The sequence below is a fragment of the Rhodococcus sp. NPDC059968 genome (assembly GCF_042738615.1).
Classification (GTDB): domain Bacteria; phylum Actinomycetota; class Actinomycetes; order Mycobacteriales; family Mycobacteriaceae; genus Rhodococcus_F.
In genome coordinates this window covers 1-10629 of sequence record NZ_JBHWUE010000179.1, presented here as the reverse complement: position 1 = coordinate 10629, position 10629 = coordinate 1, and the positions used below count along the sequence as shown (strand labels likewise).

The following is a 10629-nucleotide window of genomic DNA, read 5'->3' as shown; positions in this document are numbered from 1 at the left end:
ACCGACCCGATCACCGGATCCATCGAGGACTCGCTCACCGCCGAGGACCTCGAACTCGACACCCTCATCCCGGACTCGGCGAACCAGCCCTACGATATGCACGAGGTCATCCGCCGCATCCTCGACGACGACGAATTCCTCGAGGTCCAGGCCGAACGCGCCGGCAACATCGTCGTCGGCTTCGGCCGCGTCGACGGCCGCAGTGTGGGGATCGTCGCCAACCAGCCCACCGTGTTCGCCGGCTGCCTCGACATCGACGCCTCCGAAAAGGCCGCCCGCTTCGTGCGCACCTGCGACGCGTTCAACGTCCCCATCATCACCCTCGTCGACGTCCCGGGCTTTCTGCCCGGCACCGACCAGGAATACAACGGCATCATCCGCCGCGGCGCGAAACTGCTCTACGCCTACGGCGAGGCCACCGTCGGGAAGATCACCGTCATCACCCGCAAGGCCTACGGCGGCGCCTACGACGTGATGGGCTCCAAGCACATGGGCGCCGACGTCAACCTCGCCTGGCCCACCGCCCAGATCGCCGTCATGGGCGCCTCCGGCGCCGTCGGGTTCGTCTACCGCAAACGCCTCCTCGAGGCCGCCAAAAACGGCGACGACGTCGACGCGCTGCGCCTGCAACTGCAGCAGGAATACGAGGACACCCTCGTCAACCCGTACGTCGCCGCCGAACGCGGCTACGTCGACGCCGTCATCCCCCCGTCCCACACCCGCGGACAGATCGTGGCCGCCCTGCGCCTACTCGAACGCAAAATGGTCACCCTCCCGCCCAAGAAGCATGGGAACATCCCCCTATGACCGCTATCACCGAGGACGATGTGCGCACCGAGACCGGTTCCGACGCGACGTCGTCAGTCAACGGTTCCGCAGCGGACACCACGCTCGCGGAGGGTGCGGGCACCGACCTGCCTGGTGACACGGACGGCGCAGCCGCCGACACGGCCCGTGAGCCTTTCCTGAAGGTGGTCAAGGGCTCACCGTCCGACCAGGAGATCGCGGCGCTCGTCGCGGTGCTGTCCGCGGTCGCCGCCGCCGGCAGCGGTGATCCGGATTCGGACGTCCCGCCCGAGTCCTGGGGTGCTCCCACGCGGATGCACCGGAGCATCGCCCCGTTCTCGCCGTACGCGTTCCCCAACGTGTCGGCGTACCGGCGTTGATCAGGATCCGGTGACGTCCTTCGTTCTCGCCTCGGCTTCCCCTGCGCGGCTGGCTGTTCTGCGCAGCGCCGGGGTGGAGCCGGTCGTGCGGGTCTCCGGAGTCGACGAGGACGCCCTCATCGCGGCACTCGGTGCCAACGCCGCCCCCGAGCACGTCGTCACCGAACTGGCCCGCGCCAAGGCCGGCGACGTCCTCCCGGTTCTCGCACGGGACGGGATCTCGGACGCCGTGGTCGTCGGATGCGACTCCATGCTGCTGATCGACGGGTCCCTGCAGGGCAAACCCGGAACCGTCGACGTCGCCCGCGCGCGGTGGTCGTCGATGGCCGGCCGTAGTGCGACCCTGCTCACGGGGCACAGCGTCCTGCGGATCAAGGAGGGCGCGGTGGTGGGTGACGCACACGATCACAGCGCCACCGTCGTCCATTTCGCAAGCCCACCGGACGTCGATCTGGAGGCCTACCTCGCGACCGGGGAACCACTGCAGGTCGCGGGAGCCTTCACCCTGGACAGTCTCGGGGGCTGGTTCGTGGATCGCATCGAGGGCGATCCGTCCAGCGTGATCGGGATCGGTCTGCCGCTCGTCCGGAGGTTGCTCGCGGAGGTCGGAGTCGGCGTCGCCGAGTTGTGGGCGTCGTCAGGCCGTGTCGGCTGACCGTTCGTCGACCTGCTGGTTCCGGCGCGGGAGCGTCAGCGACGCCGCGCCGATTGCCGCCGCGACCGCCGCGATGATCCAGAGGATGCGGCGTTCCGCCTGGAGGAACGCCTCTCCTGCCGCTGATCGAGTCGATTCCCGTGCGGCCACCACCGCGGAGTCGGCGATCTGCTGCTGAGCGGCGCCGAGCGCCGCACCTCCGGATGCCGGCGGACGGCATTCGTCGGGCACCTTCATCGGGGACGTGGACCCGAGTTGCTCCGTCGCGCAGCGCACGAACGTGTCCTCGGCGCGCGGGATCAGCGCCGGCGGCACCCCGGCCTCGGCGAGCTGCGCGGTCAGCGCTGGCCGCTCGGCCTGCACCGCGTCCGCCGACTGCGTCGCGACGAGGTTGAAGAACACGACGCCGATCACCGCGAGTCCGATCGAACTACCCACCTGCTGGACGGTCGGGAGCAACCCCGACACCGACCCGGCGTTCCGGGGTTGCACGGTCGCGAGGATCGCCGTCTGGAGCGGCGCCACGAACAGTCCGAGCCCGGCTCCCCCGATGAACAGCGGCCCGGCCAGCGCCGACCACCGCGGATCGGTGCCCTCGTGCTGCAGTTGCGCCGCCAGCACGACGAGGGAGCCGGCGAAGAGCACCATCCCGAGAGGGAGGACCAGGTTGCCGATGCGCCGGTAGACGGCGGCGGAGGCGAGCGCGGCGAGACCGGTCCCCAGTGCCCACGGCAGCGTCATCACCCCGGCCCTGAGCGGTGAGAACCCGAACCCGAACTGCAGAGTGAGGGAGATGGTGAAGATCAACGACGTGAGCGTCCCGAAGAACACGAATGCGATGGCCGCACCGAGCGAGAACGCGCGGTCGGTGAACAACTCGAGGCGCAGGACCGGATCGCCGCCGCGGCGCCCGAGCCGCCACTCGTAGACGACGAACGCGATCAGGACCGGCACCGAACACAACAACATCGCCACGATCGACGTCGGCCAGCCGCGTTCCCGGCCCTCTGCGAGCGGAAAAATCAGGAGGAACAGCCCGACCGCCGACAGCACGGCGCCGCCCACGTCGAGTCGGCGAACGCCGTCGGGCTTCGCGTCGACGAGATAGAAGTAGCCGAGGACCAGGGCCCCGAGACCGATCGGGAGGTTGACGAAGAAGATCAGCCGCCATCCCCAGTCGAAGAGGTCCCACTGGATGAGAAGTCCGCCGACGAGCGGGCCGCAGATCGTGGCGAGCCCGATGGTCGCGCCGTAGATTCCGAACACGCGCGGGTGCGAGCGTTTCGGAAAGAGTCCCGAGATGATGGCGAACGTCTGAGCCGACATCGACCCCGCCGCGAGGCCCTGCAACGCCCGCGACACGACGAGAGCGGTCGGCGTCTGGGCCAGTCCGCAGAGCAGTGAGGCAACGATGAAGACGGCCAGTGCGGTGAGGAAGACCCGTCGTCGGCCGAGGAGATCCCCCAGTCGCGCCGCTGTGATCAGCGAACATGCGAACGACAGCGTGTAGACGCTCACCATCAGCAGCTGCGCCGACACCGAGGCGCCCAGATCGACCGCGATGCTCGGAAGCGCGACGTTGACGATGGTCGCGTCCAGGAGTTGCATGAACACGGCGGCGAGACTGGTGGCCAGACCCAGCCACGGGACCCACCGACCGAGTTCGCCTCGATAGAGTGCGTCACGCTGAGTCACAGGCATCCGGACAGGCTAGCGGCTCGAATCTCCCAGAATGCTGTGAGGTGGCTCAAAGCTTGCTGGATGATACGCGAAGAACTTGCAGCGTAGAACCCTTTTGCCCGACACTTGACTGGACCGGGACCGACCTGTAATCAGTCTCATACTTCTTTACCTCTCGCGGTAAGGCACTCGGTGCCGCATCCTGTTGCGAGAAGTCCGTGCCACACCGACCGAACTCGCAACCGAATTCGCCACACGAGGAGCCGCTCGATGGACTTGAACTTGATCACCCACTGGAAGCCAGAGCCTGGGAGGGTCGTCGAGTGGAAAGTCACGGACGCGAGTGCACGTGCGGCTGCCGACGCGCCGGTGGATCCGGCACTGCCGACCACCATGCAGGAGCGCCACCTGCGGCGGGTCCGGCTGGCGGCGAACAACGGCGAGACCCAGTCCCCGTGGATCGGCATCGCGTTCGACTTCCCGGGCAGGCTCGACACCGTCGCGATGACACGCACCCTGGAGCGTTACGTCCTGCGGCACGACACGCTGCACAGCTGGTTCTCGTTCGAGAACGCGGACGCCGACCCCACGGACACCACAAATGCCGTCCGGCGGCATGTCGTGCCCGCCGACTCCATCGCGCTCACGGCGCACGAGGGCGAGACCCTCACCACCCCTGAACAGGTCCGCGACCACATCGCCACGCGCTTCGCGAACGACACGAGCGCGCTGGCCTGGCCTGCATTCGTGTTCGGCGTGGTGGAACATTACGACGCCGGGGCTCCCGGGTCCGAGGACAGCTTCACCCTGTTCCACGCCGTCGATCACGCGCACACCGACATGCAGTCGATGATCCTCACGTTCGCCGAGACGCGGATCATCTATCAGGCCGAACTCGACGGCGCGGAGCCCGAACTGCCGGCTCCGGGAAGCTACGTGGAGTACAGCCGGCGGGAACGGGAGAAGGCGGCGACGCTGACCCTCGCCTCCCCCGAGGTCCACGGCTGGATCGGCCACCTCACCCGCAACGGCGGCACGTTCCCGAGCTTCCCTCTCGATCTCGGCGCGTCCGACGAACCCAAACCGGCCATCGGCAGCCGGTTCGACCTCGCCGACGCCGACGAGTGCGAGCGGTTCGGTGCCGTGTGCAAGGCCCACGGTTCCAACTTCATCGGCGGCGTGTTCGCGGCCCTCGCCATCACCGAACACGAACTGGTCGGGCGCGACCGCTACATGGCGCTGTCCCCCCTCACCACTCGCAACGACCCGCAGTTCTATTGGTCCCAGGGGTGGTTCATCAATCTTATTCCGGTCGGGTTCGCCCTCGAGGACGCCACGACGTTCACGGGACTGGCCCAGCGCGCGCAGGACGCCTACCGGTCCGGCAAGGCGCTCGGCGAGGTGTCCGTGCAGCAGGTGATCGACACCGTGCTCGCTCAGGCCGGCCCCGAGGCGATGTCGCAACACGCCACCACACTCGCACCGCCTCCGATCGTGTCGTACATCGACGGCCGGCGGTTGCCGCAGACCGAGAGTTTCACATCGACCCGGGCGACCGGCATCGTCGGTGGCAAGGCCACCCAGATCGCATCGATCTGGGTGAACCGCATGCTCGAGGGCACGTGGATGGCCGTCTCGCACCCCGACACCGACGAGGCGCACCGGTCCGTGACCGCATATGCGGAACGGTTGTCGGCCATCATGAAAACCGTTGCCCGCGAGGGCGATTACACGGTGACATCGTTCGCGCCGGCGGCGGACTCCGCGACTGCCGCAGGGGTGGAGTAGTGCACGTCACGTCGATCGACCGGTACATGCTCGAACCCGGCCTGGTGACGGAATGGTCCGTCGCGCCGGGCGAGGTCTCCCCGTCCGCGGTGCCGCCGTCGTACAACCAGCAATTCCATCTCGACACCGCGCGCACGCACGGCGTCGGCCGAAGCGTCTGGATGGCAGCAGCTTTCGACCTTCCCGGGACACTCGACCGAGATGCTCTCGCGCAGGCGCTGGTGCACTTCATCCGGCGTCACGACACGCTGCAGACCGGGTTCGACGTGAGCCCGGACGCGATGGCGCGCGTGGATCTCGACCCCGATCACATCACGGTCGTCGCGTCCGAGTCCTCGGTGACCACGTCACCGCACGAGCTCCGCGACCATCTGCGGTACCGGTTCACCGAGGCGTGCGACCCGCTGACGTTCCCCGCGTACCTGTTCGCCACCATCGAGCGCGACTCGCACTACACCGTGGTCAGTGCGTTCGATCACACTCTCGTTGACGGATACTCGCTCGTCATCGCGCTGGGCGAACTCCGGCAGATCTATCAGAGACTCATCGGACTCGGCGGCTCGGCCGTGCTCACGGAAGCCGACCTGACGAAGGAACTCGGCGACCCCGGGAGCTTCCTGCGGTACTGCGAACTCGAGGCCGAGGCACCGGTCACCGAGATCGGCGACCCCCGGGTGCGCGAATGGGCACGCTTCTACGAGCGCTGCGGCGGAACCGCGCCCAGTTTCCCGCTCGATCTGGGTGTCGAGGCGGGCAGGCCCGCTCCGCAGGGAGCCGACGTCCGTCCCCTCCTCGACGCCGCCGACACCGAGCGGTTCGAGGAAATCTGCCTGGACTCGGGGGGAAGCCTGTTCACCGGGACGCTCACCGCGATGGGCATGGCAGTGCACTCGATCAACGGCATCTCCCGGATGCCGTTGCAGTTTCCGCTGCACATTCGCCAGGACCCGCAGTGGGCCAATGCGATCGGGTGGCTCACGACGAGCGCCCCGCTGACGGTCGAACTGACCCCCGACTGCGACTTCCAGTCGTCGCTGGCGCACACCCACGCCTCGTTCCGCACGGCCCTCACACTCAAGGGTGTGACGATGGCCCAGGTGCGGGAGGCGCTCGGTGACGGATACCGCCGCACCCGCACGGATGTGTTCATGGTCTCGTACATCGACTACCGCAGACTGCCCGGCACCGACGATCACGACGAGCTGAACGCACACCACATCAGCAACGTGACGGTCGCGGACGACGCGCAGTTCTGGATCTCACGCACGCAGCGGGGTCTCGCGCTGCGGTCGCGGTTCCCGGAGACGTCGACGGCACGCCGCGCGGTCACGGAATTCCTGGTGCGGTTGCGGGAGATCATGCACGACATCTGTGAGAACGGCGTCACCCCCATCGCGGAGCTCACCAGTCAGCTGAACCTGGAAGGCACTCCGGTCGTCTGACCGCCGGAGGGCTTAACAGTCGTCGCCGCATCGCGTGGGCGATCTTTGCTGCCTCGACCTTGGCCCGCTGCGCGACGTCGCCTGTGAACAACTCGTCGACGCTCGACGTCCACAGTTCGACCCACCGCTCGAAGTGCCGGTCGGTGAATCCGTGGCTGCCGTGCAGCGCCCGGTGCACGGCGAATGCGCTGCCGCGGTAGACGCCTGTGCGCAGCAGGATCGTCTCCCAGAAATCGCACATGACGGGCAGGTGGTCGTCTACGCCGATCACGGCGAGCGTCTCGAATGCCGGTTCGAGGACCGGATCGGCGAATGCCCGGCCGTAGAAGTGCCGGAGCAGCAGTTCCAGGTCGGCGCGCGTCGAGATGTCGGGCATGGGGCCTCCGTTCGGATGCGAATCTACGCGCCCGAACGGCCTCCCTCACCGTCCGCGGAAGGTAAGTGTGAACGCCGGTCGGAAGAACTTCCGGCGTCCGCATAGAATTGACGCCGTCCCCGTCGCATCTGCCCCAGGAGCCCACTCGTGCCCGTAGCGCCAGATCCCACCCAGTCCTTCGCCGAGTACGCCAACCCCGGTCGGCTCGTGTCGACGGAATGGCTGTCCGCGAATCTGGGCACACCCGGCCTCAAGGTGGTGGAGTCGGACGAGGACGTGCTCCTCTACGACGTCGGCCACATCCCCGGCGCCGTCAAGGTCGACTGGCACCTCGATCTCAACGATCCGGTGACTCGTGACTACATCCACGGCGAGCAGTTCGCCGACCTGATGAGCCGCAAGGGCATCAGCCGCGACGACACCGTCGTCATCTACGGCGACAAGAGCAACTGGTGGGCGGCGTACGCCCTCTGGGTGTTCACGCTGTTCGGACACGAGGACGTCCGTCTCCTCGACGGCGGCCGCGACGCGTGGATCGCCGAGAACCGGGACACCGCGTTCGACGTCCCCGAGACTTCCCCCACCGACTATCCGGTGGTCGAGCGCAACGACGCCCCGATCCGCGCGTTCAAGGACGACGTGCTCGATCACCTCGGCGAGGGGCCGCTGATCGACGTGCGTTCGCCCCAGGAGTACACCGGCGAACGCACCCACATGCCCGACTACCCCGAAGAGGGGGCGCTGCGCGGCGGCCACATCCCGAGCGCGCTGAGCATTCCGTGGGCCAAGGCCGCAGCCCCCGACAGCCGTTTCCGCTCGCGCGGTGAACTGAACGAGATCTACGGCGGCGTGTCCGCCGACGACGCCATCGTGGCGTACTGCCGGATCGGTGAGCGTTCCAGCCACACCTGGTTCGTCCTCACCCACCTGCTCGGTTACCCGAACGTACGCAACTACGACGGTTCGTGGACGGAGTGGGGCAACATGGTTCGTGTTCCGATCGTCAGGGGTGAAGAGCCGGGAGACGTTCCCGGCGCATCGTCATGACCGAACTACCCGATTCGCTTGCCGAGATCGTCGACGACTTCGCTGCCGTCGACGGTTCGGACAAGCTGCAGTTGCTGCTGGAGTTCAGCCGCGAACTGGCGCCGCTGCCTGCCGAACTCGAGCAGGGCGCGATGGAACCGGTGCCCGAGTGCCAGTCTCCGTTGTTCCTGTCGGTCGACGACTCCGATCCGGAACACGTGCGGCTGCATTTCAGCGCGCCCGCGGAAGCGCCGACGACGCGGGGTTTCGCGTCGATCCTGCACCAGGGCCTGGACGGACACAGTGCTGGCACCATCCTCGGTGTTCCGGACGATTTCTATTCCGCGCTCGGGCTCGCCGACGCCGTCAGTCCCCTGCGGCTGCGCGGCATGTCCGCGATGCTCGCACGAATCAAGCGGCATCTTCGCGGCTAGTCAGGGTCTGAACACATACTGATGGAATTCACCGAACTTGCCGACTACCCCGTTCCGGTGGGCGCGCTCACCGAGTGGTTGCCGTGCGCCCGCTCGGAATGGGTGGACGATCCCCGCCCGGCCTCGTATATCCACGAGGCGCACCTGCGCCGGTGCTCCGACTCCGGTGGTCGCGAATCCTGGCTGGGGACCGCCTTCGAGATCCACGGCATGCTGAACGTCACCGCTTTCCGGTCGGCGCTGGAGAAGTGGACCGATCGTCACGAGGTGCTGCGCTCGCACACGACGTTCGACACGGAGACCGAGCGCGTGCGCCGGCGCACCGTGCCGCAGGGCGGGCTGCAGGTGGGGGTCGTCAGCCACGGGTACGACGCCGCCGGCGGCGACAACTTCGCGCACCTGCAGCAACTGTTCGACGAGTACGCCTCGCCCCACAGTTGGCCGTCGTACGTCTTCGCGACGCTCGAAACCGTCGAACGCGACCGATTCACGGTGTTCTTCGCGGCAGACCACTCGATCATCGACGGGTTCTCCATCGTGCTCGTCGCCCACGAGTTGACCGCCCTGTACGAGGAGGCACTGTCCGGCCGCACGGCCAACCTGTTCCCCGTCGGCAGCTACATCGACTTCGGCCGTGAGGAGCGTGAGAACTCCACCGACGCCGAGGTGAAACGTGCGGCGCTCGACGTGTGGCGGTCGGCACTCGAGGGACCGGGACTCCCCGAGTTCCCGCTCGAGGTCGGCCCGCGCACGTCGTACGCCCAGCAGAACCTGTCCGCCTGGATTCTCGATGCCGACCAGGCTGCCGCGTTCAACTCGGCGTGCCGCGAGGCGGATGTGGGGTTCTTCCCCGGCCTCCTCGCGTGTCTGGGTATGGCCGGGGCGGAAGTGGCGGGGCATCAACGCTTTCGGACGGTGACACCGGTCCATACCCGGCACTCCCCGCAGTGGGCGTCCGCGCTGGGATGGTTCGTAGGTCTCAGCCCGATCGACTTCGAGGTGACGTCGCACGACTTCACCGCCGTCGCCCGCGAGGCCGCCGAGAGCGTGGCCCGGACGAAACCGATCTCGGTGGTCCCGTTCGACCGCATCGAGAAGGAACTCGACATCCCCATCCGGCCGCGCTTCGTCGTCTCCTACATGGACGTCCGGTTCGTGCCCGAAGCGGGGCGCTGGCACGAGCGCAACGCCCGGGCACTGCGGAGCCGGCAGTACACCCACGACGTGTACGCCTGGATCAACCGCACCCCCCGAGGCGTCAATCTGGCGGTCCGATATCCGGGCAACGACATCGCTGCCGCGAGCGTCCACACGTGGGTCGGGAGCCTCCGCCGGCAACTGGAACAGGTTTCAATCAGCTACCCATCGGTAGGGTTGCGAAGCGTCGGACAGCCCTGACTGGAAATTTCGGTCCGGTGACAACACGGATCGGTTCGGTGCCTAGACTCCGAAGTGATGCCGTAAACGACCGCTGGTGACACCCACGGGAGCCACCGCGGAGACAGACTATGCGAACCACAGGAGGCTCAGTGCCCAGTCATGCCAGCGCGCACATCACGAAGGTGCTCGTCGCGAACCGCGGTGAGATTGCAGTGCGGGTGATCCGGGCCGCGAAGGACGCCGGGTACGGCAGCGTCGCCGTCTACGCCGAACCCGACGCCGACGCCCCGTTCGTGCGCCTGGCCGACGAAGCGTTCGCCCTCGGCGGGCAAACCTCCGCCGAGTCCTACCTGGTGTTCGACAAAATCCTGGACGCCGCCACCAAGTCCGGCGCCGACGCCATCCACCCCGGCTACGGCTTCCTCTCCGAAAACGCCGACTTCGCGCAGGCCGTGATCGACGCCGGCCTGATCTGGATCGGCCCCTCCCCGCAATCGATCCGCGACCTCGGCGACAAGGTCACCGCCCGCCACATCGCCGAAAAAGCCAAGGCCCCGATGGCCGCCGGCACCAAGGACCCCGTCAAGAACGCCGACGAGGTCGTCGCCTTCGCGAAGGAATACGGTGTCCCCGTCGCCATCAAGGCCGCGTTCGGCGGCGGCGGCCGCGGCATGAAGGTCGC

Annotated in this window: 11 protein-coding genes; 9 read left to right on the top strand and 2 right to left on the bottom strand. The window is 67.6% G+C overall.

Translation table 11 applies throughout. The features are described 5' to 3' along the window. The 3 genes from ACFWAY_RS51615 to ACFWAY_RS51605 all read left to right on the top strand — a co-directional run. Positions 1 to 807: acyl-CoA carboxylase subunit beta (locus ACFWAY_RS51615; protein ID WP_378516233.1), on the top strand; the 807-nt coding region annotated here is incomplete at its 5' end. After that, positions 804 to 1166 carry an acyl-CoA carboxylase subunit epsilon gene (locus ACFWAY_RS51610; RefSeq protein WP_378458861.1) on the top strand — a complete coding sequence of 121 codons (363 nt, stop codon included), beginning with the start codon at positions 804 to 806 and terminating at the stop codon, positions 1164 to 1166. The genes ACFWAY_RS51615 and ACFWAY_RS51610, both read left to right, overlap by 4 nt. A gap of 10 nt (positions 1167 to 1176) precedes the next feature. Beyond that, positions 1177 to 1821 carry a Maf family protein gene (locus tag ACFWAY_RS51605; protein WP_378516232.1) on the top strand — a complete coding sequence of 215 codons (645 nt, stop codon included), beginning with the start codon at positions 1177 to 1179 and terminating at the stop codon, positions 1819 to 1821. Here ACFWAY_RS51605 and ACFWAY_RS51600 read toward each other — a convergent pair. Continuing rightward, complete coding sequence (locus ACFWAY_RS51600) at positions 1804 to 3522, bottom strand: MFS transporter (protein WP_378516231.1); 1719 nt, start codon at positions 3520 to 3522, stop codon at positions 1804 to 1806. The genes ACFWAY_RS51605 and ACFWAY_RS51600 overlap by 18 nt on opposite strands. Before the next feature lie 249 nt (positions 3523 to 3771). Here ACFWAY_RS51600 and ACFWAY_RS51595 point away from each other — a divergent pair, with 249 nt between their 5' ends. Together ACFWAY_RS51595 and ACFWAY_RS51590 are read left to right on the top strand one after the other, a co-directional pair. Continuing rightward, positions 3772 to 5289, top strand: coding sequence for a condensation domain-containing protein (locus ACFWAY_RS51595; RefSeq protein WP_378516230.1), 1518 nt, complete (start codon positions 3772 to 3774; stop codon positions 5287 to 5289). Beyond that, positions 5289 to 6731: a condensation domain-containing protein gene (locus tag ACFWAY_RS51590; protein ID WP_378516229.1), complete on the top strand. Its 1443-nt coding sequence runs from the start codon at positions 5289 to 5291 to the stop codon at positions 6729 to 6731. The genes ACFWAY_RS51595 and ACFWAY_RS51590 overlap by 1 nt, the downstream gene beginning before the upstream one ends. On the opposite strand, the gene ACFWAY_RS51585 is transcribed toward ACFWAY_RS51590, so the two are convergent. Further along, complete coding sequence (locus ACFWAY_RS51585; RefSeq protein WP_378458866.1) at positions 6691 to 7107, bottom strand: group III truncated hemoglobin; 417 nt, start codon at positions 7105 to 7107, stop codon at positions 6691 to 6693. The genes ACFWAY_RS51590 and ACFWAY_RS51585 overlap by 41 nt on opposite strands. Positions 7108 to 7254: 147 nt before the next feature. Here ACFWAY_RS51585 and ACFWAY_RS51580 point away from each other — a divergent pair, with 147 nt between their 5' ends. The 4 genes from ACFWAY_RS51580 to ACFWAY_RS51565 form a co-directional block, all read left to right on the top strand. Further along, entirely contained in the window at positions 7255 to 8154 is a 900-nt protein-coding gene (locus tag ACFWAY_RS51580; protein WP_378458867.1) for a sulfurtransferase, read from the top strand. Further along, entirely contained in the window at positions 8151 to 8567 is a 417-nt protein-coding gene (locus tag ACFWAY_RS51575; RefSeq protein WP_378458868.1) for a SufE family protein, read from the top strand. Before ACFWAY_RS51580 ends, ACFWAY_RS51575 begins: the two co-directional genes overlap by 4 nt. A 21-nt stretch (positions 8568 to 8588) precedes the next feature. Further along, entirely contained in the window at positions 8589 to 9965 is a 1377-nt protein-coding gene (locus ACFWAY_RS51570) for a condensation domain-containing protein (protein WP_378458869.1), read from the top strand. A 131-nt stretch (positions 9966 to 10096) separates the two neighbouring features. Continuing rightward, the coding region (locus ACFWAY_RS51565; protein ID WP_378516228.1) for a biotin carboxylase N-terminal domain-containing protein at positions 10097 to 10629 on the top strand (533 nt) is incomplete at its 3' end.